General features: G+C 70.8%; 27 protein-coding genes and 1 riboswitch. Of the genes, 13 read left to right on the forward strand and 14 right to left on the reverse strand.

The features are described 5' to 3' along the window. The first annotated feature begins 110 nt into the window (after positions 1 to 110). On the forward strand, positions 111 to 1,100 hold the full coding sequence (locus ABGB05_RS13895; RefSeq protein WP_347653682.1) for a hypothetical protein: 990 nt from the start codon (positions 111 to 113) through the stop codon (positions 1,098 to 1,100). 65 nt (positions 1,101 to 1,165) lie between these two features. Here ABGB05_RS13895 and ABGB05_RS13900 read toward each other — a convergent pair whose 3' ends face one another. Genes ABGB05_RS13900 through ABGB05_RS13910 form a run of 3 tightly spaced genes read right to left on the reverse strand, consistent with a single transcriptional unit; the run spans position 1,166 to position 2,305 of the window. Next, positions 1,166 to 1,354, reverse strand: coding sequence for a DUF397 domain-containing protein (locus ABGB05_RS13900; RefSeq protein ID WP_347653683.1), 189 nt, complete (start codon positions 1,352 to 1,354; stop codon positions 1,166 to 1,168). Beyond that, a complete protein-coding gene (locus tag ABGB05_RS13905) occupies positions 1,351 to 1,542 on the reverse strand; it encodes a DUF397 domain-containing protein (RefSeq protein WP_347653684.1) in 192 nt (63 codons plus the stop codon). The genes ABGB05_RS13900 and ABGB05_RS13905 overlap by 4 nt, the downstream gene beginning before the upstream one ends. Then, positions 1,529 to 2,305, reverse strand: a complete 777-nt coding sequence (locus tag ABGB05_RS13910) for a helix-turn-helix transcriptional regulator (RefSeq protein ID WP_347653685.1) — start codon at positions 2,303 to 2,305, stop codon at positions 1,529 to 1,531. The genes ABGB05_RS13905 and ABGB05_RS13910 overlap by 14 nt, the downstream gene beginning before the upstream one ends. 608 nt (positions 2,306 to 2,913) lie before the next feature. On the opposite strand from ABGB05_RS13910, the gene ABGB05_RS13915 reads away from it, so the two are divergent. The 3 genes from ABGB05_RS13915 to ABGB05_RS13925 all read left to right on the forward strand — a co-directional run bounded on the left by ABGB05_RS13915 (position 2,914) and on the right by ABGB05_RS13925 (position 4,936). Then, positions 2,914 to 3,267, forward strand: coding sequence for a hypothetical protein (locus ABGB05_RS13915; protein WP_347653686.1), 354 nt, complete (start codon positions 2,914 to 2,916; stop codon positions 3,265 to 3,267). Between the two features lie 140 nt (positions 3,268 to 3,407). Further along, the gene (locus ABGB05_RS13920) at positions 3,408 to 4,274 is read left to right on the forward strand and encodes a PHP domain-containing protein (RefSeq protein WP_347653687.1); all 867 of its coding nucleotides are present in this window, start codon (positions 3,408 to 3,410) and stop codon (positions 4,272 to 4,274) included. Positions 4,275 to 4,303: 29 nt separating this feature from the next. Beyond that, positions 4,304 to 4,936, forward strand: a complete 633-nt coding sequence (locus tag ABGB05_RS13925) for a histidine phosphatase family protein (RefSeq protein ID WP_347653688.1) — start codon at positions 4,304 to 4,306, stop codon at positions 4,934 to 4,936. Positions 4,937 to 4,945: 9 nt separating this feature from the next. On the opposite strand, the gene ABGB05_RS13930 is transcribed toward ABGB05_RS13925, so the two are convergent. Beyond that, a complete protein-coding gene (locus ABGB05_RS13930; protein ID WP_347653689.1) occupies positions 4,946 to 5,596 on the reverse strand; it encodes a class I SAM-dependent methyltransferase in 651 nt (216 codons plus the stop codon). 92 nt (positions 5,597 to 5,688) lie between these two features. Beyond that, positions 5,689 to 6,183 carry a hypothetical protein gene (locus ABGB05_RS13935; protein ID WP_347653690.1) on the reverse strand — a complete coding sequence of 165 codons (495 nt, stop codon included), beginning with the start codon at positions 6,181 to 6,183 and terminating at the stop codon, positions 5,689 to 5,691. Between the two features lie 267 nt (positions 6,184 to 6,450). Here ABGB05_RS13935 and ABGB05_RS13940 point away from each other — a divergent pair, with 267 nt between their 5' ends. After that, a complete protein-coding gene (locus tag ABGB05_RS13940; protein ID WP_347653691.1) occupies positions 6,451 to 7,629 on the forward strand; it encodes an RNA ligase RtcB family protein in 1,179 nt (392 codons plus the stop codon). Beyond that, positions 7,626 to 8,351: a peptide chain release factor H gene (gene prfH / locus ABGB05_RS13945; RefSeq protein WP_347653692.1), complete on the forward strand. Its 726-nt coding sequence runs from the start codon at positions 7,626 to 7,628 to the stop codon at positions 8,349 to 8,351. The genes ABGB05_RS13940 and prfH overlap by 4 nt, the downstream gene beginning before the upstream one ends. Here the strand turns inward: prfH and ABGB05_RS13950 are convergent. Together ABGB05_RS13950 and ABGB05_RS13955 are read right to left on the reverse strand one after the other, a co-directional pair. Further along, a complete protein-coding gene (locus ABGB05_RS13950; protein ID WP_347653693.1) occupies positions 8,264 to 9,484 on the reverse strand; it encodes a tetratricopeptide repeat protein in 1,221 nt (406 codons plus the stop codon). The two genes, prfH and ABGB05_RS13950, sit on opposite strands and share 88 nt — an antisense overlap. 76 nt (positions 9,485 to 9,560) lie before the next feature. Further along, positions 9,561 to 9,938 (reverse strand): VOC family protein, encoded by a 378-nt coding sequence (locus ABGB05_RS13955; RefSeq protein ID WP_347653694.1) that lies wholly within the window; start codon positions 9,936 to 9,938, stop codon positions 9,561 to 9,563. Between the two features lie 115 nt (positions 9,939 to 10,053). Between ABGB05_RS13955 and ABGB05_RS13960 the strand changes: the two genes are divergently transcribed. Beyond that, complete coding sequence (locus ABGB05_RS13960; RefSeq protein ID WP_347653695.1) at positions 10,054 to 10,437, forward strand: hypothetical protein; 384 nt, start codon at positions 10,054 to 10,056, stop codon at positions 10,435 to 10,437. Between the two features lie 47 nt (positions 10,438 to 10,484). Here ABGB05_RS13960 and ABGB05_RS13965 read toward each other — a convergent pair whose 3' ends face one another. Continuing rightward, positions 10,485 to 11,360: a winged helix-turn-helix transcriptional regulator gene (locus ABGB05_RS13965; protein WP_347653696.1), complete on the reverse strand. Its 876-nt coding sequence runs from the start codon at positions 11,358 to 11,360 to the stop codon at positions 10,485 to 10,487. Positions 11,361 to 11,412: 52 nt separating this feature from the next. Here ABGB05_RS13965 and ABGB05_RS13970 point away from each other — a divergent pair, with 52 nt between their 5' ends. The 5 genes from ABGB05_RS13970 to ABGB05_RS13990 all read left to right on the forward strand — a co-directional run bounded on the left by ABGB05_RS13970 (position 11,413) and on the right by ABGB05_RS13990 (position 15,905). Beyond that, positions 11,413 to 12,702, forward strand: a complete 1,290-nt coding sequence (locus ABGB05_RS13970; RefSeq protein ID WP_347653697.1) for an MFS transporter — start codon at positions 11,413 to 11,415, stop codon at positions 12,700 to 12,702. An 81-nt stretch (positions 12,703 to 12,783) separates the two neighbouring features. Next, a complete protein-coding gene (locus ABGB05_RS13975; RefSeq protein WP_347653698.1) occupies positions 12,784 to 13,320 on the forward strand; it encodes a hypothetical protein in 537 nt (178 codons plus the stop codon). Then, the gene (locus tag ABGB05_RS13980) at positions 13,313 to 14,116 is read left to right on the forward strand and encodes a MerR family transcriptional regulator (RefSeq protein WP_347653699.1); all 804 of its coding nucleotides are present in this window, start codon (positions 13,313 to 13,315) and stop codon (positions 14,114 to 14,116) included. Before ABGB05_RS13975 ends, ABGB05_RS13980 begins: the two co-directional genes overlap by 8 nt. Positions 14,117 to 14,171: 55 nt before the next feature. Further along, positions 14,172 to 14,960, forward strand: coding sequence for an inositol monophosphatase family protein (locus ABGB05_RS13985; RefSeq protein WP_347653700.1), 789 nt, complete (start codon positions 14,172 to 14,174; stop codon positions 14,958 to 14,960). 27 nt (positions 14,961 to 14,987) lie between these two features. After that, complete coding sequence (locus ABGB05_RS13990) at positions 14,988 to 15,905, forward strand: hypothetical protein (protein ID WP_347653701.1); 918 nt, start codon at positions 14,988 to 14,990, stop codon at positions 15,903 to 15,905. Between the two features lie 41 nt (positions 15,906 to 15,946). Here the strand turns inward: ABGB05_RS13990 and ABGB05_RS13995 are convergent, their stop codons facing one another. Both ABGB05_RS13995 and ABGB05_RS14000 read right to left on the reverse strand, forming a co-directional pair. Further along, positions 15,947 to 16,933 carry a LacI family DNA-binding transcriptional regulator gene (locus ABGB05_RS13995; protein ID WP_347653702.1) on the reverse strand — a complete coding sequence of 329 codons (987 nt, stop codon included), beginning with the start codon at positions 16,931 to 16,933 and terminating at the stop codon, positions 15,947 to 15,949. 168 nt (positions 16,934 to 17,101) lie between these two features. After that, the gene (locus ABGB05_RS14000) at positions 17,102 to 17,443 is read right to left on the reverse strand and encodes a DUF952 domain-containing protein (protein WP_347653703.1); all 342 of its coding nucleotides are present in this window, start codon (positions 17,441 to 17,443) and stop codon (positions 17,102 to 17,104) included. A gap of 222 nt (positions 17,444 to 17,665) precedes the next feature. Between ABGB05_RS14000 and ABGB05_RS14005 the strand changes: the two genes are divergently transcribed. Further along, entirely contained in the window at positions 17,666 to 21,355 is a 3,690-nt protein-coding gene (locus ABGB05_RS14005) for a CARDB domain-containing protein (RefSeq protein ID WP_347653704.1), read from the forward strand. A 110-nt stretch (positions 21,356 to 21,465) separates the two neighbouring features. Here ABGB05_RS14005 and ABGB05_RS14010 read toward each other — a convergent pair whose 3' ends face one another. From ABGB05_RS14010 to ABGB05_RS14025, 4 genes are all read right to left on the reverse strand, one after another. After that, positions 21,466 to 21,831, reverse strand: a complete 366-nt coding sequence (locus ABGB05_RS14010) for a hypothetical protein (RefSeq protein ID WP_347653705.1) — start codon at positions 21,829 to 21,831, stop codon at positions 21,466 to 21,468. Between the two features lie 89 nt (positions 21,832 to 21,920). Then, positions 21,921 to 22,766 (reverse strand): amino acid ABC transporter ATP-binding protein, encoded by an 846-nt coding sequence (locus ABGB05_RS14015; protein WP_347653706.1) that lies wholly within the window; start codon positions 22,764 to 22,766, stop codon positions 21,921 to 21,923. After that, positions 22,753 to 23,547: an amino acid ABC transporter permease gene (locus tag ABGB05_RS14020; protein WP_347653707.1), complete on the reverse strand. Its 795-nt coding sequence runs from the start codon at positions 23,545 to 23,547 to the stop codon at positions 22,753 to 22,755. Before ABGB05_RS14020 ends, ABGB05_RS14015 begins: the two co-directional genes overlap by 14 nt. A gap of 39 nt (positions 23,548 to 23,586) precedes the next feature. Continuing rightward, on the reverse strand, positions 23,587 to 24,498 hold the full coding sequence (locus tag ABGB05_RS14025; RefSeq protein WP_347653708.1) for an ABC transporter substrate-binding protein: 912 nt from the start codon (positions 24,496 to 24,498) through the stop codon (positions 23,587 to 23,589). Between the two features lie 274 nt (positions 24,499 to 24,772). Then, a riboswitch (SAM riboswitch) is annotated at positions 24,773 to 24,864 on the reverse strand. Positions 24,865 to 24,931: the final 67 nt, after the last annotated feature.

Below are 24,931 nucleotides of genomic sequence, written 5' to 3' on the forward strand. Positions count from 1 at the left end.
GGGCGGAGGTGGCCGAGATCCATTCGGCCGCCTCCGCCGCACCCGTACGGGCCGCGACCACCGGGTCCGGGAGCGCGGCGCGTGTCGTACCCGGCTCCTATGCTGCCCCGGTGAGCAGCCTCGTGCGGTACGTGACCGTCCAGGACGGAGTCGTGTCACGGCACGCGATGGGTGGGGGCGCCAGCATGGGCGTCGACTACTACCTCGCGATCGGGCCGGCGGGCGTGCTGCGCTGGCTGGGCGCGCTTGACGAGGACTACGACGGCGACGACGGCTGGGCCGACGACGGGCTGTGCCGGGACGCAGTCCTGCTCGACGCGGACCGGCGCCGTCTGCTCTTCCACACCGGATTGGACCCGTTCGGGTGCGACGGGGCCTACGCGGCCCGGGCCGCGTTGCTCGACGGATACTCGCGGACCTGGCCGGGCTGGACGATCGAGTGGGCCTACCACGGCACCGGCGACCTGGTCACCGCCCTCGGCGAGGACCGCAGTGTGGTGCGTGAGGCCGACCCCTTCCGTACGGAGCTATACCCGTACGGTCGAGGCGAGCCGGACGACCCGGTCAGGTACGTCGTCAGCGTGGTCGACGAGACCGGCTGCCGCCGGTACGCGCTCAACGCGTGGTCCGAGCAACCGTGGCGACTCGGTCCAGAGTCGTTGCTCGCGGCGCTGCCGGCCGAGGAGCCGGTGACCGCCTGCCGCACGATGCCCAAGGCCGGTCTGCACCTCGATCTGCGTACCCGCCGCGCGGGTCTGTGGAGCATCGAGATCCTCCGAGGACTTGCGGACTGGTGGCCGCAGCGCTGGCCCGACTGGGAGTTCGAGTTCTGGGCGGACGACCCAGCCCCACACCTTGCCCGGGCCGGAAAACTCACCCTGCCTCCGGTCGACATGGACCTGGCGGTACGTGAACTTGCCCACCGGCTTGACAAGCACTGGCCGGTGGAGGAGATCTGGCGGAAGCGGGAGGTCGACGTCGACCGCCTGTACCGGATGAACTTCTCTGGCATCCGCGCCCACCTGGACGCCCGGGTGACCCCTGCCGAACTCGACACGGCGGTCAACGCCATTCTCGACGGACGGCCACTGTACGCGTGATCGTCACAAGGTGAGCAGAGAGGTCCCCGCCGTGCGGCGGGGACCTCTGTTCGTCCCAGTGGGGATCAGATGCGCTTGGCCAGGTTGACGAAGCCGCGCCAGGCGTGGGGACCGAAGGTCAGCACCGGGCCGGTCTGGTCCTTGCTGTCCCGGACCAGCACCTGGCCGGGTAGGTTGTCGGCCACCTCGACGCAGTTGCCGCCGTTGGAGCTGCTGCGGCTGGACTTCCGCCAGGCCGGCTCACGTGTACTCATCGATAGCCCTTGGTCAGGTTGACGAAGCCGCGCCAGGCGTGGGGACCGAAGGACAGCACCGGGCCGGCCTGGTCCTTGCTGTCCCGGACCAGCACCTGGCCGGGTAGGTTGTCGGCCACCTCGACGCAGTTGCCGCCGTTCGATCCGCTACGGCTGGACTTCCGCCAGGCCGGCTCACGTGTACTCATCGATAGTCCTTAGAATCAGGTCTCGTGTGTGCCCTATGGGCAGTGCGCGGGCGGACAAGGCTTCCCAGGTCCACTCTAAGGTGGTGACATCGTCCCCGTCTGCCACGACTCGGCCGCGAAGTTGATCGTCAAGGTAGCCAACCGGACGCTTGCCCACCAGGTTCGCCACAGCGAATGCGCCCGTCAAGCCCGCGTGAATCCCGGCGCTGAACGGAATAACCCTAACGCTCACTCCGGGTGTTTCGCCGATCTTGACGAGGTGGCCGAGTTGTTCGCGCAGGAGGGCTGGTTCTCCGTATCGGAGTGCCGGCTCGCCCATGATGGCCGATAGGGTAATCGGACTTTCACGGTGCAGGGTCGCCACCTGGCGGGACATTCTCGTCCCGGTCATCTCATCGACCTGAGCGGGGCTGTGCGGCCCGGCGCTCAGCACTGCGCGGGCGTACGCCTCGGTCTGGAGCAGGCCGGGGACCAGCGTGGGCTCCCACGTGCGGATCATCGTGGCCTGCTCCTCGTGGACGGCCCACGGACGCAGCCAAGGCGCTGCCGCATCCTCTCGTGCCGCGTCGGCGGCCTTCACCACCTCCCCGTCGCCGCCGAGTACCCGGTCCAGCCGCTCGGCGGTGTCTGGCTGCGGCACCAGCCGCCCATTCTCGATCGAGGTGATAAGCGACGTACTCACCTTCACCAGTTTCGCGAGTTGGCCTTGCGTAAGAGATCGCTCGCCTCGCCGTTGCTTCACCAGCTTGCGCAGATCTTGCATGCCGTATCACCGCCGTATACAGAAGGGTCCAACCTCATCCCATCGGTTTCACCGCCTCCAATATTCCGCCTTGGGAGCCTTTGGTCCAGGGTGGATATCGACGGAGCGAAAGCGGCCTGACGCGAATCGGGTGGCCGTGCGAGCCGGTGCCCGAAGGGGCGACCCGGGCCGCGCCCGTCGCGACGGGGGCCGCCCAACCGGCAGCGCTGGTACGAGGCGCTGGGCGGTCCCCGTCCCTCTGCTGCCCGAACGGATGTGAGGTGACGTCGTGCTGAGGAGACATCGGCGGTACTGGCGCCGGCTCTGGCTCTACTGCTGGTGCGGGTTTCGCTGGAAGTGCCCGGACGCGGTGCCAACCGTGCCGATGCCGTTCGACCCGGACCCGAACACGCCCGAGCCAGCCGTTCCCGTGTGGTCACCAACCACGGCTCCGATGCCGGCCGTGGCGCAGCCGCACGTCACTCCGGACGCCTCGCCCCCACCGGCCCAGCGGCGAGCAGTGAACCAGGGGCCCGGCTGGAACGGTCCCACCGGGTTCGGTCATCGCGCCGGTCGCCCCGGTCGACTGACTCCAGCCCAGGAATCTCGTACGAGCGCGAGGCACTGACGTGGGCACGATCGTCATGCGAGGCCTGGCCGCGCTCGCCGGCCCGGACCACGAGCACGCCCCCCAGCGCCCCATGTGGCTGTGTCGCGCCTGTGGCGGTGACTGGCCCTGCGCGCCGGCCCGGGATCTCCTGCCGAGGCAGTTCAGGCTGGATCCCCTGGCCCTGTTCGTGTACCTCGGGATCTGCCTCTACGAGGCGACCGAAGACCTCTACCGGCTCAACCCGAATCCCGGTCCGGACCCGGCCGTCCTGCACGCCCGGTTCATGGGATGGGTGCCGACGGACAGGATGATCAGGAGGGCGCTCGCTCGACGGTTCGCGGCCGGCTGGCCCGCCACCAACAGCGGTCCGTAGCTCGCCGGTCCCGGCTAAGTCCTGTCGTCATCCGCTCTGGCGGCGGGCCCGGGCCGGGCCGTTGATCGAACGGCCTGCGGACGACGGAAGGGGACACATCCGCCGTTGCGCATTCACACCTGTCGCAGGAAGGTGTGGGCATGGGACTCGCGACGGTGCCGCCGGACAGCCACGTACACAGCGAGTGGTCCTGGGACGCGCCGCTGGCATCGATGGAGCTCTCCTGTGCGCGGGCGGTGGAGTTCGGGCTGCCGGCGATCGCGTTCACCGAGCACCTCGACCACACGGTCTGGACCGTCGCGCTCGACGGCGTCCACCGGGACGAGCATCTTGCGAGCCTGGCCACGCCGGACGGGGTGCTGACGCCCCCGGCGTTCGACGCACCCGGATATCTGGCGGCGATCGAGACATGTCGCGAACGGTTTCCCGACCTGCGGATCCTCAGCGGTCTGGAGCTGGGTGAGCCGCACTGGCACGTCGCGGCCTGTCGCAGGGTGCTCGGTGCCGGCCGGTTCGACCGGGTGCTCGGCTCGGTGCACTGCCTCCCGGAGCCCGCCGACCCGGACCGGTTCGCCGAGCCGCCGGGCCACTACCGGCACCGGGTAGCGGCCGACGTCGTCCGGCAGTACCTCGCGGAGGTCGTCCAGCTCGTCACCCGGAGCGAGGTGTTCTCCGTACTCGCCCACATCGACTACCCGGTCCGGTACTGGCCGGAGCGGGACGCCGGCCCGTTCGACCTGTCAACCTTCGAGGCGGAGTTCCGGCACGCGTTGCGGTCCACCGCCCGGTCGGGTCGGGCCCTGGAGATCAGCACCCGGATACCGTCGCTGCACTCGACCCTGATCCGGTGGTGGCACGAGGAGGGCGGTGACGCGGTCTCGTTCGGCAGCGACGCCCACCAGCCCTCGGCCGTCGCCCGGGGCTTCCGGGAGGCGGCGGCGATGGCGCGGGCGCACGGTTTCCGGCCGGGCGAGAACCCGTACGACCTCTGGCCGCGTGCGAACTGACCAGCGGGACGGTTGACCAGGAGGTGTCAATGGAGCAGCCGGTCGATGCTGCGGAGTTCGGCGGACGGACCGAGGTGGTGCTGGTCCGGCACGCGTTGTCCGTACCGCCGACGGCCGACGGTCCGGACCAGTTCACTCGGCCGTTGACGCCGGACGGTCTGCGGCAGGCGAAGGAGCTGGTCAGGGATCTGGCGGTACCGGCGCCGGTTGCGGTGTGGAGCAGTCCCTACCTGCGGGCGATCCAGACCGTCGAGCCCACCGCGTCGGCGCTGGGGCTGGTGGTACAGACCCGGTGGGAGTTGCGCGAGTGGGACGACGGACTCACGTTCACAGTGGACTGGAAGCGGCACTACACAGCGAGTTGGCTGGACCCGTCGTTGGTCCGGCCGGACGGCGAGAGCCTCGACCAGCTCACCGAACGTGCCGTGGCCGCGGTCCGTACCCTCGTCGGGACGTATCCGGGCCAGCGGGTGCTGGTCGGCAGCCACGGCACGTTCGTGGCCCGGGCGCTCTGCGGTTTCGACGTACCGGTGAGCCGGGCCTTCTGGGATGGGATGCCCATGCCGGCGGTCTACCGGCTCGGCTTCGACCTCCCCTGCGCCCAGCCGGAGGTGTCCGGGCCGGGCCTGCCCATCGGGACGACCCCGGGGCCGGCCCGATGAAAGGTCGGGTCAGCGTTTCCGGACCAGGGTGACGCCGTCCCGGACCGGAAGCATGACGGCCTCGACCCGGTCGTCGGCGGCGATGGCCCGGTTGAGCTGCCGCAGGACGCGCGGGCCCGGGGCACCCGGTTCGGGGTCGAGCACCCGGCCGCCCTGCAGGACGTTGTCGAGGACCAACAGGCCACCGGGGCTCAGTCGTTGGACCAGGGCCTCGTAGTAGTCCGGGTAGCCGGGCTTGTCGGCGTCGATGAAGGCGAAGTCGACGACCGGCTCGTTGGGCAGGGTCCGGAGCGTCTCGATCGCCGGTGCGATCCGCAGGTCGATCTGCTTGTCGACGCCGGCCCGCTGCCAGTATTTCCGGGCGACGGCGGTCCACTCCTCGGAGACGTCGCAGGCGATCAACTGGCCGTCCGACGGCAGTCCACGGGCGATGCAGATGGCGGAGTAACCGGTGAAGACGCCGACCTCGACGGCGTACCGGGCGCCGCTGAGGCGGACCAGCATGGTCAGCAGCTGCCCCTCGTCGGCGGAGATCTGCATGCCGGCGGCGTCCGGGAACGCGGCGGAGGTCTCGGCGGCGAGTTCGCGGAGCAGATCGTCGGCGGGGGAGGAGTGGGCCAGGACGTACGCGGCGATCTCGGAAGCGAGTGGTTCGGTCACGGGGCCTAGCCTCGCCGATTCTCGACGCGATCGCACGCTCCTGGGATGGCGAGTTCCCGGTCAGAGCCGCGATCGACGCTGTGGCACACGCACTACCTGAAGGCGATCGGGGTGGACCGGATGTACCAGGTGAGGTGCCGGTCGCCGTGGTCGTCAGGACCCCAGTAGTCGACCACCGCGTACCGTCGTTCCGCCCCGGGCAGGGTGAAGCTCTGTCGCGTCTCGGCTCCGGTGCCCGAGACGGCGGTCAACACGTGTGGCCCGGGTGGCGCCTCGATCGGAAAAAGGATCCAGTTGTGCTGACTGCCCACCTCGAAGGGCTGGTCGACGACCACGGTGTCGTCGATTCTCACGGTGACGGTCACCGGGTCGTCCTCGAACGACTGGTTGCTCACCCAGAGGTGCAGATCGGCCTGCTCCTTCTCGACGATCCGGAGGGCGGGGGGAGTGGGACCAGGCTGGGCGGACGGGGTCGCGGAGCCGGAGACCTCGACACCGGCCGCCGGGGCGGTAGGCGTACCCGACCCGGTGCAACCGGCCACCGCCAGCACTGTGGCTGCGGCGAGAACAGCCGTACGGATGGACATGGCCGCCTCCCTCCACCCGGTCAAACGAGCGAACGCGGTGGCGGGTTCCCCACCGAGCCGGCCGGCGCGGGGCGACCTGGACGCGGAGTGGGATCGCCGGTGTCGGCCCGCAGGTGCGAAATCCGGTTGATCGTCGGGGCGGTGCTCAGCCACAGTGGTGCCCATGACGTTCTGACGGACCGCTCCCGGTATCCCCAGGCACCACGGCACCGAACCGTGCCGTGCCGCCGTCCGCCCATTTCCTCCTTCCCCGAGAAGAGAGCGTCTTTGTCTGCGTTGCCCTCCCGGCAGGCTTCCCTGCCGAAATCCGGTGCCTCCGTCACCGTTTTCGCCGCCCCGACCAGCTGGATCGAGTCCGACGCGCTCGCGCAGTGCCACCAGGTGGCCGCCCTCGACGGCATGATCCACGTCGCCGGCATGCCCGACCTGCACCCCGGCAAGGGCGCCCCGATCGGCGCCGCCATGTTGTCGAGCGTGCTGTACCCGTTCCTGGTCGGCTCCGACATCGGCTGCGGCATCGCGGTCTTCCCGATCAGGCTCAAGCGGGTCGTACCCGAGAAGCTCGCCGCTCGGTTCCCCGACCTCGACCGGGCGCTCGACCCGGAACGCGACGCCGACGACCCGGCCTGGGCCGTGCTGGACGGGGAGATTCCCGCCGGTCACGTCGAGGGCCTCGGCACCGTCGGGCGCGGCAACCACTTCGTCGAACTCGCCCGGGTCGGCACCGTTCTCGAGCCGGACCACGCGGACCGGCTCGGGCTGGCCGCCGGCGACCTCGTCCTGATCGTCCACAGTGGCTCGCGTGGGCTGGGCGAGCGGATCCTACGGGCGCACACCGAGGTGCACGGTGCCGGGCCTGCTCCGGACCCTGCCGGTTACCTCGCCGCACACGATGCCGCCGTACGGTGGGGTTCGCTCAACCGGCGGCTGATGGCGGCCCGGGTTGCCCTCGCGCTCGGCGCCGAGCCGACCGAACCGATCGTCGACGAGTGCCACAACTCGGTCGAGATCCGGGACGGCGCCTACCTGCACCGCAAGGGCGCGGCCCGGGGTGACGGCCGGGACGTGCTGGTCGCCGGCACCCGGGGCACGCCGTCCTACCTGGTGGCCGGGCACGCCGGGGCGGAGGCGAACCATTCCGTGGCGCACGGCGCGGGCCGCAAGATGTCCCGCGCCGACGCCCTGCGCCGGGGGCGGGCCAAGCACACCGTCGAGGAGTTGCGCCGTACCCCGGTGGGGTCGCTTGTGGTTTGCGGCGACCGTCAGTTGCTCTTCGAGGAGGCGCCGACCGCGTACAAGCGCATCGAGCAGGTGATCGGCGACCTCGTCGACCACGGTCTGGCCACCCCGGTGCTCAGCACGGTTCCGGTGGTCACGTACAAGACGGCCGACCTCGACCCCGCCGGCGACCGTCGGGACACGCGCCGCAGGCGGGGGCGGTCGTGAGCGTCCACCTGCTCATCTCGGCCGGACGTGGCCCGCAGGAGTGTGCCTGGGCGTTGGCCCGGCTGCTGTCCCGGCTGGAGGCCGACGCCGGGTGCCGGCAGTTGACGACCCGCCGGGTCGAGACGATGCCCGGGGACCGGCCGGACACCTACCGGTCCGCGCTGGTCGAGATCTCCGGCGTCGGCGCCGAGACGTTCGCCGCCGGGTGGACCGGGACATTGTGCTGGCAGGCGCCGAGCCCGTACCGCGCCGACACCGGTCGGAAGAACTGGTACGTCATCGCCCGGCCCTGCCAGCTCGACATCCCGCGTACGCGATTCGTGGAGGCGGACGTCGACATCGTCGCCTGCCGGACCGGCGGTCCCGGCGGTCAGCACCGGAACAAGGCGAGTACGGCGGTCCGGGCCACCCACCGCCCGTCGGGTCTCGTGGTGGTGGTCGACACCGAGCGGCAGTTCAGCCTCAACCGTCGGATCGCCCTGAAGCTGTTGCGGGAACGCATCGAGCGTGGTGACGAGCTGGCCGAACGTGCCGCCGTCACCGCCCGCTGGCGCATCCACGACGAACTCGTCCGGGGCAACCCGACCCGGGTCGAACGTCCGGACGCCTCGGAACAGGATCCGCCCCGGCCTGGTCAGTCGGACGTGGGCTCCGCCGTGGTGCGGCGTCGTACCAGGAGATCCGCCTCCAGCAGGCGGCCGGAGAGCCGGCCCGCGCGGTAGATCTCGTCCTTCGTCATGTTCGGCACGATCAGGTGTGCCTCGTGGATGCCGTCGCCGCTGCCGACGTCCACCAGGGCCAGGAACCACCGGAGTGCCTGCACCAGGTCGACCGGGCCGCCGAAGCCGTCGCGGTACCAGCAGGCGGCCGCGAACATGCTGCCCCGGTCGCCGGCCTCGGCGCCGCGCAGGTACCACCGCAGCGCCTCTTCGTCGAGGTCCTGCTCACTGAGCCGGTCGCCGAGCCGTGGGTACGCCTCCACCACCCCGGCCTCGGCGGCCTGGCGCAGCCAGGGCACCGCGTCGGCGGTACGGCCGGCGAGCACCCCGAGGTTGAACGCGGCGAACGCATCACCAGCCTCGGCCGCGGCCTGGTAGAGCGCCGCCGCCCGGATCTCGTCCGCCGGGGTGCCGATGCCGTGTTGGACCAGGAAACCGAGGCTGCGCTGGGCGACCGGATCACCGTCCTCCGTCGAGGCGGTCAGCAACTCCACGCCGCCGACCGGGTCGTCCAGGTGGTAGGCGAGGATCACCCCGAGCATGGTGCGCGCCTTCGGGTCGTGCCGAGCCGGTTCCCGCAACCTCGGCGCGAGCAGCGTCAGCTCCCGTTCGGCCTGAGCGACGCCGGCCTTCGCGGCCAGCAGGTAGCAGGACGCCGCCTCCGGCAGGTCCTCCCGGTGGTACGCGAAGAGGGTGCCCAGGTCGAGCAGAGCCAGCGCCTCGCCGGCCTGCGCCGCCGCCCGCCAGTGCCGCTCCGCCTCGTCCTCGTCCACCGGTACGCCCTGACCGGTGGCGTACATCAGGCCGACCGTCCGGCGTGTTCCGGCGTGGCCCGACTCGGCGGACCGTTGGTACCACCGCAGGGCGGTGAGGTGGTCCGGTGCGACGCCCCGACCGGTCGCGTACAGCACCCCGAGATTGTGGGCGGCCTCGGCGTTGCCCAGTTCGGCCGCCCGCTCGTACAGGCGGTGCGCCTTCACCGGGTCGGCGGGTTCGCCGTGACCGTTGCTCGCCAGCAGACCCAACAGCAGCAGTGCCCGGTGGTCGTCGCCGGCCGTCGTCAGCTGTTCCCGTGCCTCGTCGAACTCGCCTCGCTGCACGGCGAGCAGACCGCGGTCGTAGGCCTGCAGCGTCACGGCGGACAGTGTAGGGAGCGCGGGAACGGGGTCGAGGAGGCAGGACCGGCGCCGGGCGTGCTGACCGCCGGGTCCCTCAGTGCCGGACCAGGCAGAACGGATGACCCGCCGGATCGGCGTAGACGGCCCAGCTGCGCCCGTCGACGTCCTCCTCCAGCACGGTGGCGCCCAGTTCCCGTACCTGTTCGTCGGCGCGGTCCAGGTCGGGCACCCCGAGGTCCAGGTGGAACTGCTGCGGACGGTCGGGGTCGGGCCACCGTGGCGGCTGGTGGTCGGCCGCCCGCTGGAAGGCGAGCACCAGGCCGGACGGCACGTGCAGGGTGGCCCAGTCGTCGTCCAGCGTCCACCGTTGATCCGGCTGGTTGACGCCGCCGCCCAGCAGGGACCGGTAGAACTCGGCGAGGCGTACCGGGTCGGGGCAGTCCAGGACCACACACTGCAGTTCCGCGATCATGTTGCGATCGTAGGGCCCGGTCCCGGGCGGTCGTACCGGACCGGTGCTCCACCCATTAATCGACTCTTCTCGAATTTCACGTTTGCTGGGGGTGTGGGCCGGCAATTGAGCGATCATGGCTCTGCTGCTTGATCTCGCCAACATTCTCGGCGGCTTCCTGCTCGCGATCACCCTGCTGCGTCGCCTGCCCCGGATCGGCGACGACCTCGGCCGGTTCGCCGCCCGGGTCGGACCGTTCGGTTGGGTGGTCGGGATCGTCGCGCTGGTGGCGGGTGGCTACTTCCTCCTGGTCCACCTGACCACCGGCCCCCGACTGTTCCACTTCGAGGTGGTCGGGATCGCGGTCGGTCTCGCCCTGCTGTGGTCCCGGCTCACCGGCCGGTCGGCCCCGGAGGCGGAGCGCCGGGACACCGCGAGCGGGCCCGGACTGCTGCTCGCGATCCTCGGGTTGATCGCGATCGTGGTCGGCATCCAGGGCCTGTTCACCCCCGACGGGTGAGCGGGCGGGCCGTCCCCGCCGACGCCAGCCCGACGCCCGGTTGGCGGCTACCGACAGGGGAGCAGCCTGAGCATCTCGTCCACCGAGCCGGCCGGATCGGTGATCGGGAACTGGGTCGCCCGGATCACCGCGTCCGGGTCCACCAGCAGCGACAGCCGCTTGAAACGGTCGACGCCGGCCGCCCGGAAGGTCGGCAGCAGCAGCCCGGCGGCGAGTCGACTGTCCTGGTCGGACAACAACGGGTACGGCAGCCGGGCGTACTCGGCGAAGGCGGCCAGTTCGTCCGGGCGCTGGGTGCTGACTCCCCGGATCTCGGCGCCGGCGGCGGCGAAGTCGACGGCCCGGGAGGCGTAGGTGAGGGATTCCAGGGTGCAGCCCCGGGCGCCCGGGATCTCCGCCCAGCCCGGCGGCAGGCTCTGGGCGCCGGGGGCGAAGGCGCCGGGAAAGAAGTAGAGCACGGTCCAGCGGCCGTCCGGTGCGGTGACCGGGACCGGTGTGTCGTCGTGCCGGCGCAGGACGACGTCCGGCAGTTTCCGGCCGACCAACTCGTGCACCCGGCGGCTCTCGGCCGAGCCGTCCTCGGCGGTGGCGGTCAGCGCGCCGTCACCCATCACGTGCCGGGTGCCCCAGTCCTGCAGCGCGATGAGGGTCGGCAGCAGGCCCTCGCCCTTCGGGGTGAGGACGTAGTCGTAGCGCGGTGGCCGGGTGGAGTACGCCCGCTTCTCCAGTACGCCGTGCGCGACGAGCCCGGCGAGGCGTTCGGTGAGTGCCCGACGGCTGACCCCGAGTTCCCGTTGCAGGCCGTCGAACCGGGTGTTCCCGCCCGCCACGTCGCGGATCACCAGGAACGTCCACCAGTCGCCGATGACTCCCAGCGCCTGGGCGATGCCGCAGTCGGCGTCCGCGAGCTCAGACCGTTTCACGAGGTCAAGTATAGTGCGTTTCATTCTGGAACTTACTCGTGGCGGGGGAATGATGACGGACGGTGAGGGCGGCGCGAGGGTCTTCTGGCGGTGGTGGACGGCCGGCACGACCAGCGGGCTCGGCTCGGCGGTCGGCGCGGTCGCGCTGCCGCTGACTGCGGTGACGGTGTTGCACGCCTCCGCGTTCGAGATGGGCCTGATCGTCGCGGCCAGCTACCTGGCCTGGATCGTCATCGGCCTGCCGGCCGGGGCGATCGTGCAACGGCTGCCGATGCGCCGGGTGCAGATCGTCGCCGACCTGGCCCGTGCGGCGGCGGTCGTGTCGATCCCGCTGACCTGGTGGACCGGGCACCTGACGATCGCCCAGCTGGTGGTCACCGCACTCGTGATCAATTTCGCGGACGTCCTCTTCGACGTGGCCAACTCGACGTTCCTGGCCTCGATCGTCAGCAAGGAGCAGTTGCAGGCCCGGAACAGCCTGACCTCCGGAACCCACGCCACCACCCAGCTCGGCGGCCCGTCCATCGGTGGCCTGTTCGTCCAGTTGATCGGCGCGGTGCCGACCCTGCTCGTCGACGCCGTCAGTTACCTCGTCTCGGCACTGCTGCTGCGTACCCTGCCGGAGCGTCGGTCGACGGCACCGGACCGGTGGCCGCCGGTCCGGGCCATGATCCGGGAGGGCTGGCACTTCGTGGTCCGGCACCCGGTGATGGGCCCCTGCATGTGGGCCGCCACCGCGGCCAACGCCGTCTGCGGCGCCCAGCACGCCCTCTACACGCTCTACCTGATCCGGGAGCTCCACCTGACGCCCGGTCTGGTCGGGGTGCTGCTGGCCGCCGACGGGGTCGGCACCCTGCTCGGTGCGACCCTGACCAACCGGATCACGAACCGGCTCGGCACCGCCCGCGCCCTGATCGTCGCGGGATTCGTCGCGGTCGCCGGCGCGGTTGTCGTGCCGCTCGGCACCGGCTGGCCGGCGCTGGCCGCGTTCGCGATCGGCAACGTGGTGTTCTCGATCGGTGTGGTGGTGCTCAGCGTGGTGACCCGTACCTACCGGCAGATCGCCAGCCCGCCCGAACTGCTGCCGCGGGTGATGGCGACGGTGCGGTTCGTCTCCTGGGGGGCGATCCCGATCGGCGGTCTGCTCGCCGGGCTCCTGGCCGGTCTGCTCAGTGCCCGGACCACCCTGTTGATCTTCGTTGCCGCAGCGGTGTGCATTCCGGCGGTCCTGCTCGCCTCGCCGGTCAGGCGGTTGCGCGACCTCACCGACCATCACGAGCCGGTCCGGACCCCGGACGACGACGCCGTCCTGCGGCTCGAGCGCAGCGGCCCCCGGCCATGACGTCGGCCGCCCGCAGCCGACGGACCGGATGCGCGGATCCGACTTGACCCTCACGTGACGTCAGGCTGGAGGGTTGGGCACATGAGCGACCACTACAACGCTTTCGAGCTCAGCCCGGTGCCCACTCCCGGTCCGGACGCGGTGGCGCCGGAGCTGTTCCGGGGCATCTACGGCATGCCCGCCTTCGTGACGATCCCCACGACCGATCTGGCGACGTCGGTGGACTTCTGGGTTCGAGGGCTGGGATTCTTCGAGCTGTTCAGCATCCCCGGCACCCTCGTGCACCTGCGCCGGTGGGCGTTCCAGGACGTGCTCCTCGTCTCGGCGCCGACGGTTCCGGCGCAGGCACCGGCGATGAGCGTCAGCTTCTCCTGCGTGCTCAACCAGGTCGACTCCCTTGTCGAGGACTGTCGTGCGGTGCGCCCGGACTCGGTCGACGGCCCACGGGACACGCCCTGGAACACCCGCGACGTGGAGGTGATCACCCCCGAGAACGCACGGATCGTCTTCACCGCGGCCAAGCCCTTCGATCCGGACAGTCAGGAGGCGCGCAACCTTGAGGCCATCGGGATCAGCCCACCGGCGGCCGGTCGCGGCGACAATGCGGAGCATGTCTGATGTCACCGACGCCGACGGCCTGACCGTCGGTCAGGTCTCGGCGCGGCTGGGCGTGACGGTCCGCGCGCTGCACCACTGGGACGACATCGGTCTGGCGCGACCGTCGCTGCGTACGACCGGCGGATACCGGCTCTACACCGCCGACGATCTGGAACGCCTGCACCGCATCGTCGTCTACCGGGAGCTCGGCCTCGGCCTGGACCGGATCCGGGCCATCCTGGACGACTCGGCTGCGGACGTGCCCGACGCACTGCGCGCCCAGCGCGCCCAGGTGACCGAACGGATCGACCGCCTCCAGCAGCTCGGCATCGGACTGGACCGGATGATCGACGCCCACGAGCGCGGCCTGCTGCTCACCGTCGAGCAGCAGGCCGCGATCTTCGGCCCCCGATGGAACCCGGACTGGCCCGCCCAGGCCCGGCAGCGCTACGGAGGCACGACGCAGTGGCAGCAGTACGTCGAACGCGCAGCCTCCCGCGGTCCGGAGGAATGGCAGGCGATCGCCGATGCGGTCGCCGACCTCGAGCGTGTGCTCGGGGACGCGATGGACGCCGGGGTCATCCCTGGCAGTCCAGCGGCGAACCAACTCGTCGAGCGGCACCGCGAGATCTTCGCCTCGTACTTTCCCCTCACCCGGCAGATGCAGGTCTGTCTGGGCCGGATGTTCGAGGCCGATCCGGGATTCGCCGCCCACTACGACGGCATCCGCGCCGGCCTGGCAACGTGGTTCCGGCGGAGTATCGACGCCGCTGCGCGCGCCCATGGCATCGACCCCGACACCGCTACCTGGCGGTAGCGGCGCGGGCGACACCGGATCGGGCGGGGCGGAGATCCGTCGGTATCGTCCAGTCATGTCGCTCACTGATCCCATGCTGGCCGTCGCGGCGGCGGAGGCGGGTGCCGAGATCGTCCGGTCCCGTTACGGCGCCGAACTGGAGCGCGTCGAGAAGTCCGCGGGGGATTTCGCCACCGCCGCCGACCTGGAGGCGGAGCAGGCCATCCTCGACCTGCTCCGATCCGCCCGTCCGGACGACGCCGTGCTGGGTGAGGAGAGTGGACGGAGCGGCGCCGGCGATGCCGACCGGACCTGGCTCGTCGACCCGCTCTGCGGCACGCTGAACTTCGCCGCCCGGACCCCGCTGGTCGCGGTCAACGTCGCGTTGCGCACCGGAACCGACGTCACGGCCGCGGCCAGCGCCGACCCCTTCGCCCGCGAGGTGTTCTGGACCGACGGCGACCAGGCGTACGTCCGTCGGGACGGGGTGGACGAGAAACTGCTCCCGTCCGGTGGGTCCCGGCTGGTGGACGTCAACCTCGACCCGCCGTTTCCGAGTTTCCGGGCCGTACGACTGCTGGCGGACGAGGGCTTCGCCGAGCGTTTCCTTCCCCGGGTGCTCTCCACCACCCTCGCCGTCGCCTGGGTCGCGGCCGGGCGGCGGGCGGCGTACGTGACCGACGGCGACCTGCGGGACAGCGTGCACTTCGCCAGCGGCATCGCCCTGTGCCGGGCGGCCGGCTGCGTGGTGACCGGCCTGCGGGGGCAGCCGGTGCACACCGGTGCCGGCGGGCTGCTGGTGGCGGCGGACCAGGAGACCCACGCCGCGCTGCTGGCCCTGGTCGAGCGGCAGTTCGGGAACTGAGAGCGGGATGGGGGACGGGGACCCGCGATGAGTGGGAACGAACCGGCCGACGGATTCGCCGCGAGCCGGTACCGGTACCTCCGTCCGCCGGTCGGGGACGGACGCTACTGCGTCGGCAACGTCACCGAGTGCTACGACTACACGGACGACGGCGGGGTACGGATCCCCTGGGGTGGCACGATGACGCCGGAGGAGGCGGCCCGGGTGCGGTCCCTGCACCTGCGCCCGTCCCGGGCACAGTTGCGGAGGCCGAGGCTGCCGGCGTTCCTGCCCGACCTGGGGAACCTCGCCGCGCTGCACCTGCCGACGCCGCTGGTGCCCCTGCTGACCCCGACCGGCGTGCCGGCCGGCCTGCCCACCCTCGTGATCAGCCACGACCACCTCTCGCCGGTCCCGGAGGCGCCGCTGGCCGCCGATGCCGTCCTTCCCGGACTCCGCGCGGTCATGTTCGTCAACTCCAGTCCCGTACCGCCCCTCGCCCAGATCCTCGACCCGCTGCCCCCGCTCGAGTTCCTGTACACCGCCCTCGGTGATGACGAGGTGCTCCGGCAGATCCGGGACCTGCCGACGCTACGTCACCTGGAACTGGCCCACCTCGGGAACGTGGACGTCTTCGCGCACATCACCGCTCCGCTGCGGGCCATGGAGATCGGCGGCACCGGGACCCGTTTCCCGGTCGCCCGCCTCGCCACCCTCCCGACCCTGCGCGCGCTGCGACTGAACGGACTCCGGGCCGAGATCGACTGCCGGGTCTTCCGGGAACTGCCCGAGTTGGTGGAACTCACCATCCTGAACAGCAAGCGGATCACCCACGTCGAGGCGTTGCTGGAGTGCCGGAAACTGTCCCACCTCAGCCTCACCAACTGCGGCAACCCGTTCCGGAAGGGGATCGGGGAGCGGTTCCGGGACGGGCGGTTCGACCACCTGGACATCAGATACGCCTGACCGGATCGGGCGGTGGTACCAGAGCCGGGGCGGGGGCGACGTCAGGTGCGGGCCGGCGGTGCGGTGCTCTCGCGTACGACCAGGGTGGTGCTGAGTTCGACCCGGTGCTGGAGGAGCGGCTCACCCGCGGCCACCGCGAGCACCATCTCGGCGGCGGTGGCGCCCATCTCGGCGAGCGGCTGCCGGACGGTGGTCAGCGGCGGCGAGCACCAGCGGGTGTTGTCGATGTCGTCGAAGCCGACCACGCTGAGGTCCTGCGGAATCCGCAGGCCGAGTTGCGCGGCCGCCGCGTACAGGCCGAGGGCCTGCAGGTCGTTGCCGCAGACCACGGCGGTCGGCGGGTCCGCCAGGTGGAGCAGTTCGAGACCGAAGTCGCGGCCGCGTTCGAAGAAGAACCGGCCGCTGCGGACCAGCCGCTCGTCGAGCCGCAGCCCGGCGATCTCCATCGCCGCCCGGCACCCCTCCAACCGGGCCCGGGCGGCCACGTAGTCGGGTGGCCCGCTGATCACCGCGATCCGGCGGTGGCCGAGGTCGAGCAGGTGACGGGTGGCGGCGATGCCGCCGCTCCAGTTCGTCGCGCCGACCGACGGGATGGTGTGCATCGGTTCGCCGGTGGGGTCGAGGGCCACCAGCGGTATCCCGCTGGCGGCGAGCTGGGCGTGCTGCTCGGGTGTGAACCGGGAGAACGCGGCGATCACCCCGACCGGGTGGCGGGCCAGCAGCTGCTCCGCCCAGGACCGGCCCGGCGCGGTGCGGCCGTTCGCCTCGATGAACCCGACCGCCAGCTCGTGCCGTCGGGCGACCTGTTCCACCCCGCGCATGATCTGGATCGCCAGGTGACTCTCCAGGCCGTAGAAGACCACCTCCAGGGTGGCGCTGGCCGGTGTCTTGTCCGGGCGCCGGTAGCCGTGCTCGCGGAGCAGCGCCTCCACCCGTCGCCGGGTTTCCAACGCCACCCCGGACCGGCCGTTGAGCACCTTGGACACGGTCGGCTTCGACACCCCGGCCAGTTCGGCGATGCTCGCCACGGTCGGTTCTCCCCGTCGGCGTCCCCGCCGTGGCCCGTCTGTTATCTGCCCCGCCACGTGCCGCAGTGTACGCAGTCGGTGACGTCTTCATCCATCATCGTCGCTGCATGTCTCGATCGTTCTCGTCCGGCCGGTGAGAATGCGCAGGTCAGTGCTCCTGAGTGGTGGTCAGGGCGACGGCAGGGTGTAGGTGCCGTCGGCGCCACGGACGAGCGGCGTCACGGCCACCACGGCATCCAGGTTGATCGGTCCGTAGATGTGCGGAAAGACCACACCCGGCGCCACCTCGTCGTCGCGTACCGGTGCGGAGAGCCGGGTCGGGTCGATGCCCAACAGGAGTAGCGGGCCGGCGTCGGCGTAGAACGCCTCGGCGACCCCGAGGACCTGGTCCCGGCGGGCGGCGTGGACGAAGCCCTCCTCGGCGAGGGTGCGGCCCCGGGTCGAGACCCGGTAGTCCCCGCTGGCCTGGGCCGCCGTCCAGTCCGCCGCCTCGGCGATGTGGAAGATCACCGCTGGACTGTACCGCTCCGGTCATCGACCAGGTTGGACGTATTGACGCTCTGGTAGCAGGTCGGTAACCTCTGGACAACCCGCCGCAAGAACTAAACAAACCTCTGCTCTTTTTCTGACTAACAGCCGCAACTTCTACCCCGATGGCATCCCATCGGGGTAGATCCGCCTGCGCTCGTGGGACCACCACCCCGGGCACCGTCCGCTCCGGAAGGAACAGCGATGAGACGATCCAGACGTGTCCCGGGGGTGGCGACGGTCGTCGCGGCCACCGTGGTCGCCACCGTCGGGCTGTCGGCACCAGCCACCCCCGCCGCCGCCCGACCGGACCTGCCGGCCGACCGGCCGGTCCGGATCCTCGCCGAGGGCAACCTCGCCCAGGGACGACCCACCCAGGCCAGTGGTCACGCCGACGTCTACGCCCCGTCCCGGGCGGTCGACGGCGACCAGGGCAGCTACTGGGAGAGCGTCAACCACGCCTTCCCGGGCTGGCTACAGGTCGACCTCGGCTCTTCGGTCACCGTCGACCGAGTCGTGCTGCGGCTGCCGACCTCCGGCTGGGGCACCCGGACCCAGACCCTGAGCGTGCAGGGCAGCACCAACGGATCGTCCTTCACCGACCTGGTCGGCTCGCGGACGTACACCTTCAACCCGGCGGTCGACGGAAACTCGGTGACGGTCAGCTTCACCGCGACCACCACCCGCCACGTCCGGGTCAGCATCAGCGCCAACAGCGGATGGCCGGCCGGGCAACTCTCCGAACTGGAGGTGTACGGGCCCAGCGGCGGCCCCACCGACACCACCCCGCCCAGCGTGCCCGGCACCCTCTCCTACACCCAGTCGGGTACGACGATCCGGCTGAGCTGGGGCGCCTCGACCGACAACACCGGCGGCAGCGGCCTCGCCGGGTACGACATCCACCGCAACGGCGCGCTGCTGCAGACGGTCGGCGCGGTGACCACCTTCGAGGACAACCCGCCGCTCTCGACGACGGTCTCCTACCAGGTACGGGCCCGCGACGTCGCGGGCAACCTCTCCGCGCCCGGCAACACCGTCACCCGTACCGGCAGCCAACAGCCGGGATGTCAGAACGTCGCCCGGGGCAAGCCGATGACGGCGACCGGCTCCACCTTCGTCTACACCCCGGAAAAGGCCAACGACGGGGCACTGGACACGTACTGGGAGGGAGCCGCCGGCTTCCCGCAGTCCCTGACCGTCGCCCTCGGCGCGAACCACGCGGTCACCGGGGTCAACGTCAAGCTGAACCCGGACCCGGCGTGGGGCACCCGTACCCAGAACTTCCAGATCCTCGGCCGTGACCAGGCCTCGGGCACCTTCACCAACCTGGTCTCGGCGGCGAACCACCAGTTCGTCCAGGGCAGCAACGTGGTGTCGATCCCGGTCACCGCGACCACCGCCGCCGTGCAGTTGCGGTTCAACAGCAACACCGGCGCACCGTCCGGACAGGTGGCCGAGCTGGAGGTCTGCGGCACCCCGGCGGCCAACCCGGACCTGGTGGTCACCGCGGCGACCTGGACGCCGACGGCGCCGACCGAGACGACCCCGATCACGCTGGCGGCCACGGTCCGCAACACCGGCTCGGCGGCCGCCGCCGCGACCACGGTCAACTTCAGTCTCGGCGGCACGGTTGTCGGCAGCGCGCCGGTCGCCGGGCTGGCGGCCGGCGCCTCGGCCACCGTCACCCACCAGGTCGGTACCCGGCCGCAGGGCAGCTACCCGGTCGCGGTGGTGGTCGACCCGACGGACACGGTGATCGAGCAGGACAACGGCAACAACAGCCTCACCACCACCTCGCCGCTGGTCGTCGCCCAGGCGCCCGGGCCCGACCTGCAGGTTTCCGGCATCACCGTCAACCCGACGAACCCGGCCGTCGGCGCGACCGTCACCTTCACGGTGGCGGTGCACAACCGGGGCACCACCGCGACCGGCGCGACCACCGTCACCCGGCTCGTGGTCGGCGGCACCACCCTGAACACCAGCACCCCGTCGATCCCCGCCGGGGCCACCGCCCAGGTGCCGATCAGCGGCAGCTGGACGGCGACCAGCGGCGGCGCCACCATCACCGCCACCGCCGACGCGACAAACGTCGTCGCCGAGACCAACGAGGGCAACAACATCGGTACGCGGTCGATCGTCGTCGGTCGCGGCGCGGCCGTCCCGTGGGTGTCGTACGAGGCCGAGGACGGGCGTTACCAGGGCACCCTGCTGGAGGCCGACCCGCTGCGGACCTTCGGACACACCAACTTCGCCACCGAGTCCTCCGGCCGCAGGTCGGTACGGCTCACCGGCACCGGACAGTTCGTCGAGGTCACCTCGACCAACCCGGCGAACGCCATCGTGGTCCGCAACTCGATCCCCGACGCGCCGGGCGGCGGCGGCACCGAGGCCACCATCAGCCTCTACGTCAACGACACCTTCGTCCGGAAGCTGACGTTCTCGTCCCGGCACAGCTGGCTCTACGGCAACACCGATGAGCCGGAAGGACTGACCAACACCCCGCAGAGCGACGCCCGACGGCTCTTCGACGAGTCCCAGGCGCTGCTGTCCCAGACGTACCCGGCCGGCACCCGGTTCCGGCTGCAGCGGGACGCGTCCGACACGGCCGCCTTCCACATCATCGACCTGGTCGACCTGGAGCAGGTGGCGCCGGCGGCGGACCAACCGGCCGGCTGCACCTCGATCACCGCGTACGGCGCGGTGCCGGGCGACGGCATCGACGACACGGCGGCCATCCAGCGGGCGGTGACCGACGACCAGAACGGGGTGATCGGCTGCGTCTGGATCCCGGCCGGGCAGTGGCGGCAGGAACAGAAGATCCTGACCGACGACCCGTTGAACCGGGGACAGCACAACCAGGTCGGCATCCGCAACGTCACCATCCGGGGCGCCGGGATGTGGCACTCCCAGCTCTACACGCTGACCGAGCCGCACCTGGTGGTCGGTGGCATCAACCACCCGCACGAGGGCAACTTCGGCTTCGACATCGACGACAACACCCAGATCTCGGACATCGCGATCTTCGGCTCCGGCCGGATCCGGGGCGGACCCGGCGGTGCCGAGGGCGGCGTCGGGCTCAACGGACGGTTCGGCCGCAACACCAGGATCAGCAACGTCTGGATCGAGCACGCCAACGTCGGCGCCTGGGTCGGTCGCGACTTCGACAACATCCCCGAGCTGTGGGGACCCGGTGACGGGCTGGAGTTCACCGGCATGCGGATCCGCAACACGTACGCCGACGGCATCAACTTCAGCAACGGCACCCGCAACTCGCGGGTTTTCAACTCGTCCTTCCGGACCACCGGTGACGACGCGCTCGCGGTCTGGGCCAACCCGTACGTCAAGGACCAGTCCGTCGACATCGCCCACGACAACCACTTCGTCAACAACACCGTCCAGTTGCCGTGGCGGGCGAACGGCATCGCGATCTACGGCGGTTACGGCAACTCGATCGAGAACAACCTGATCTACGACACGATGAACTACCCGGGCATCATGTTGGCGACCGACCACAGCCCGCTGCCGTTCTCCGGGCAGACACTGATCGCGAACAACGCCCTCTACCGCACCGGCGGGGCCTTCTGGAACGAGGACCAGGAGTTTGGTGCGATCACACTCTTCCCGGCGACCCGGGACATCGTCGGGGTCACCATCAGGGACACCGAGATCCACGACTCGACGTACGACGGCATCCAGTTCAAGACCGGTGGCGGCAACATGCCGGGGGTGGTGATCAGCAACGTCCGGATCGACCGGTCCAACAACGGCGCGGGCATCCTCGCGATGGGCGGCGCCCGGGGCAGCGCGACCCTGACGAACGTGACCATCACCAACTCGGCCACCGGCAACATCGTGGTCGAACCGGGATCGACCTTTGTGATCAACGGCGGCTGACCCGACCGGCACCGGCGGACGTGCTCCCGAGGCGCCACGCGTCGGGAGCACGTCCATGACCGCCCACGGCCGCCCGCCGTGCTCGGGGGCGACCCCGTCCCGGCTTCCGGTCAGTCCTCGGCCTGCCGGCGCAGGAACTCGCGTTTGAGCTGTTCCCGGTGCTCGTGATCCCGCTTCCGCCAGTCGGCCATGTCCGCCTCGGAACGCTGCCGTACCTCCTGCTCGGGATCCCAGTCGATCCCGAGGTCGCGGATCTCCCGGTAGACCATCTCGGCCGGCACCCGGAGCCGGCGCAGTCGGGCGAGGAGGTCGACCGTGTTCAGCCCGGCCAGGGAGACGGTGACGGTCTCGGCGGAGTCGTAGAGCACGGTCGCCTGCCACTGGGCCGGTGGTGCTCCCTCGATCCGCAGCGCGACCGCCTGGTGGGGCGGGGTCGCGGAGGCGAGGAAGACGAGGACCGGATCGTCGGAATCCACACCGGCGGCGGTCCTACCCGGAGGGCCGACGGTTCGTCGTCGCCGTACCCGCGCGGGAGACCGCCGTCAGCGCACCCGGGGGAGGACCGTCAGAGCACCTGGGAGAGGAACTGCCGGAGCCGGGGACTGCGTGGCGCCGCGAAGAGTTCGGCCGGTGGGCCGGCCTCGACCACCCGGCCCTGGTCCATGAAGACGACCTGGTCGGCGACCTGCCGGGCGAACCCCATCTCGTGGGTCACCACGACCATGGTCATGCCCTGTCCGGCCAGGTCGGCCATCAGCGACAGCACCCCCTTGACCAGTTCCGGATCGAGCGCCGACGTCGCCTCGTCGAAGAGCATCACCCGGGGTGACATCGCCAGGGCCCGGGCGATCGCCACCCGCTGCTGCTGACCGCCGGAGAGCCGGCCCGGTCGTACGTCCGCCTTGTGCCGTAGGCCGACCAGGTCGAGCTGGCGCAGTGCCACCTCGTCGGCCTCGTCCCGGGAGAGGCCCTTGAGCTGTCGGAGGGCCAGGGTCACGTTGCGCCGTACGGTCATGTGCGGGAAGAGGTTGAACTGCTGGAACACCATGCCGATCCGCTGGCGCAACTCGTCCGGGTCGCCGGAGAGCACGCTCTGCCCGTCGAGCAGCACGTCACCACGGTCCGGCTCCAACAACCGGTTGATGGTCCGGAGCAGGGTCGACTTCCCGGAACCGGACGGGCCGATCACACACGCGGTCTCGCCGCGGCCGACCTCCAGGTCGACGCCGCGCAGCACCGGATTGCGTCCGAACGCCAGGTGGACGTCCCGGGTGGCGACGCTCACCGACTCGAAGACCCGGCCGGCGGCCGGGTCGGACGAGACGGCCGGCGACGTCAGGTCGGTCACCGCCACGGTCCGGTTGTCGCCGACCCGGTCCGTCGACGGCTCGGCTCGGTCACCGTCGGACATGGGGGCCTCCCTCCGTCGACGTGGGCAGTGGGGTCTCGCCGGCCGGCGCCAGCGGATCCTCGGGCTCCGGCCCGGCGGCCCGACCGTCGCGCAACCGCCGGTCGACCCAGTTCACGAGGTGGGTCAGCGGCACCGTGATGGCCAGGTAGCACAGGCCGGCGAGCAGCAGCGCCGACTCGTTTCCGGTGTTCGCGGCGTAGTCCTGGCCGATCCGGAACAGCTCCCGCTGGCTGGCCACCAGGCCGAGGAAGTAGACCAGGCTGGAGTCCTTGATCAGGGCGATCAGCTGGTTGACCCAGGCCGGCAGGACCCGGCGTACGCCCTGCGGGATGATGACCAGACGCATCGCGGCGGCGTGTGACAGCCCCAGGGCCCGGGTCGCCTCCAGCTGGCTGGCCTCCACGCTCTGGATGCCGGACCGGAAGATCTCCCCGATGTACGCCGCCGCGATCAGCGACAGGGCCAGGATGCCGAGCGGGTACGGGTTGGGTCCCCACCAGGCGAGCCCGAGGGGGGCCAACCCGACCCCGATCAGCAGGATGGTGACCGCGGCCGGCAGCCCCCGGAACACATCCGTGTAGATCCGTGCCGGCCAGCGCAACCATCGGGTCCGGGCCAGGCCGGCGACGGCCAGCAGCATGCCGAGCAGGGTCCCCAGGATCGCGGAGACGAGCGCCAGCAGCAGCGTGTTACGCAGCCCGACCGTGAGCATCTCGGGTAGCGCCTCGCGCATCGACTCCAGGTCGAAGAACGTCTCCCACAACGTCCTCAGCGTCTCCATCGCTCCACCTGTCTCTGCTCGCTCGTCTCCTGTGGAGGGTCAGGCCGCCGGCGTACCGGTCGGGCTGGCCGGCGCGGTCGGGGCGCCGCTCGGCGTGCTGCCAGCGCCGGCCTGCACCGGTGGGAAGGTCACGGTGCCGCTGCCCGGCTTGAAGGTCTCCGGGATCGGCCGACCCGGGTAGTACTGGTCCTGGAGGCGGGTCCAGGTGCCGTCCTGGACCACCTCGTCGAGCGCCTTGTTCAGGGCCTCGCGCAGCGGGTCGTTCCCCTTGGCCACCGCGAACGCGGTCGGCGCCGAGCTGAGCTGCTTCTCGGCCAGTACGATCTTCCCGCCACTGTCCTGCGCGGACTTCTCACCGATCTCGGCCGGGGCGATCCAGGCGTCGGCGGTCTTGGCCTTGAGTTGGTTGATCGCGCCGTTGTAGTCCGGCACCCGGACCGGGTCGAGCCCTTCGGCGGTGGCGTAGTCGTCCTGGACGGTGCCCTGCACCACCACGACCCGCTTGCCCTTCAGTTCGGCGAAGCTCCTGATCGGCGAGCCGGCCGGTACGTCGAGTCCGAAGTAGCCGAAGTCGTAGCCGTTGGTGAAGTCGACGGTCTTCTTCCGCGCCTCGGTGATGGTGATCGAGGACGAGCCGGCGTCGAACTTGTGGTTGTTGACCTGGGCGAGCAGTGCGGAGAACTCGGTGCCGACGAACTCGACCTTCAGGCCCAGCCTCTGCGCCACGGCGGTCATCAGGTCGTTGTCGAAACCGGTGAACTTCCCGTCCTTGAGGAAGACGTTCGGCGGCGCGTCGGTCAGCGTGCCGACCCGCAGCGTGCCCGGTTGCAGCAGGTCGTACGGGTTGTCGGCGCTGTCGGCGGAACCTCCGCCGCAGGCCGCGACCGCACCGAGCAACGCGACGGCGGCGACCCCGGAGAGCAGGCGGGTGGTCAGGGTGTTGAGGCGCATTGTGTGGAAACTCCAGGAAATATCCGGCGGGCGACGCCGACACGGACGCGCGGCCCGCGACCGTGCACCGGTCGTGGGCGTGCCGCAGCGTCGAGGTCAACCGCCTCGAGGGGATCAATCAGATGGTCGGAGATCCGCCGACCGGCGGGCGGGGTCAGGCGTGACCGCGACAGAGCATGGTGCTGATCCGGCACAGGTCGACATGTCGACGCCACCGGTGCCAGGTGACATGGAGCCGGCTCGACCGCTCGGCCCGGGTGGTAGGCACTGCGAACCTCCATCGGTCCTGGCGGTAGCACCCGCACCCGTGGTGGGGGGTTGCTGCGACGTCGACGAGCCAGGTCTCTCGGTCGCTCTGGATGGCCGGTGCAGAGTCTACGCAGCCGGTGGCCCGACGTTCCAACTGGTCAGCGCGGTTGGCGCTGTAATCCTT

This window comes from Plantactinospora sp. B5E13 (genome assembly GCF_039871775.1).
Classification (GTDB): Bacteria; Actinomycetota; Actinomycetes; order Mycobacteriales; family Micromonosporaceae; genus Plantactinospora.

What these genes read in the sequence shown, in the direction of transcription:
- ABGB05_RS13900 (WP_347653683.1), bottom strand. Translation starts at nt 1,354, where the DNA reads ATGAGTACACGTGAGCCGGCCTGGCGGAAGTCCAGCCGCAGCAGCTCC.
- ABGB05_RS13905 (WP_347653684.1), bottom strand. Translation starts at nt 1,542, where the DNA reads ATGAGTACACGTGAGCCGGCCTGGCGGAAGTCCAGCCGTAGCGGATCG.
- ABGB05_RS13910 (WP_347653685.1), bottom strand. Translation starts at nt 2,305, where the DNA reads ATGCAAGATCTGCGCAAGCTGGTGAAGCAACGGCGAGGCGAGCGATCT.
- ABGB05_RS13920 (WP_347653687.1), top strand. Translation starts at nt 3,408, where the DNA reads ATGGGACTCGCGACGGTGCCGCCGGACAGCCACGTACACAGCGAGTGG.
- ABGB05_RS13925 (WP_347653688.1), top strand. Translation starts at nt 4,304, where the DNA reads ATGGAGCAGCCGGTCGATGCTGCGGAGTTCGGCGGACGGACCGAGGTG.
- ABGB05_RS13935 (WP_347653690.1), bottom strand. Translation starts at nt 6,183, where the DNA reads ATGTCCATCCGTACGGCTGTTCTCGCCGCAGCCACAGTGCTGGCGGTG.
- ABGB05_RS13955 (WP_347653694.1), bottom strand. Translation starts at nt 9,938, where the DNA reads ATGATCGCGGAACTGCAGTGTGTGGTCCTGGACTGCCCCGACCCGGTA.
- ABGB05_RS13960 (WP_347653695.1), top strand. Translation starts at nt 10,054, where the DNA reads ATGGCTCTGCTGCTTGATCTCGCCAACATTCTCGGCGGCTTCCTGCTC.
- ABGB05_RS13970 (WP_347653697.1), top strand. Translation starts at nt 11,413, where the DNA reads ATGACGGACGGTGAGGGCGGCGCGAGGGTCTTCTGGCGGTGGTGGACG.
- ABGB05_RS13975 (WP_347653698.1), top strand. Translation starts at nt 12,784, where the DNA reads ATGAGCGACCACTACAACGCTTTCGAGCTCAGCCCGGTGCCCACTCCC.
- ABGB05_RS13980 (WP_347653699.1), top strand. Translation starts at nt 13,313, where the DNA reads ATGTCTGATGTCACCGACGCCGACGGCCTGACCGTCGGTCAGGTCTCG.
- ABGB05_RS13985 (WP_347653700.1), top strand. Translation starts at nt 14,172, where the DNA reads ATGTCGCTCACTGATCCCATGCTGGCCGTCGCGGCGGCGGAGGCGGGT.
- ABGB05_RS13990 (WP_347653701.1), top strand. Translation starts at nt 14,988, where the DNA reads ATGAGTGGGAACGAACCGGCCGACGGATTCGCCGCGAGCCGGTACCGG.
- ABGB05_RS14005 (WP_347653704.1), top strand. Translation starts at nt 17,666, where the DNA reads ATGAGACGATCCAGACGTGTCCCGGGGGTGGCGACGGTCGTCGCGGCC.
- ABGB05_RS14015 (WP_347653706.1), bottom strand. Translation starts at nt 22,766, where the DNA reads ATGTCCGACGGTGACCGAGCCGAGCCGTCGACGGACCGGGTCGGCGAC.
- ABGB05_RS14020 (WP_347653707.1), bottom strand. Translation starts at nt 23,547, where the DNA reads ATGGAGACGCTGAGGACGTTGTGGGAGACGTTCTTCGACCTGGAGTCG.
- ABGB05_RS14025 (WP_347653708.1), bottom strand. Translation starts at nt 24,498, where the DNA reads ATGCGCCTCAACACCCTGACCACCCGCCTGCTCTCCGGGGTCGCCGCC.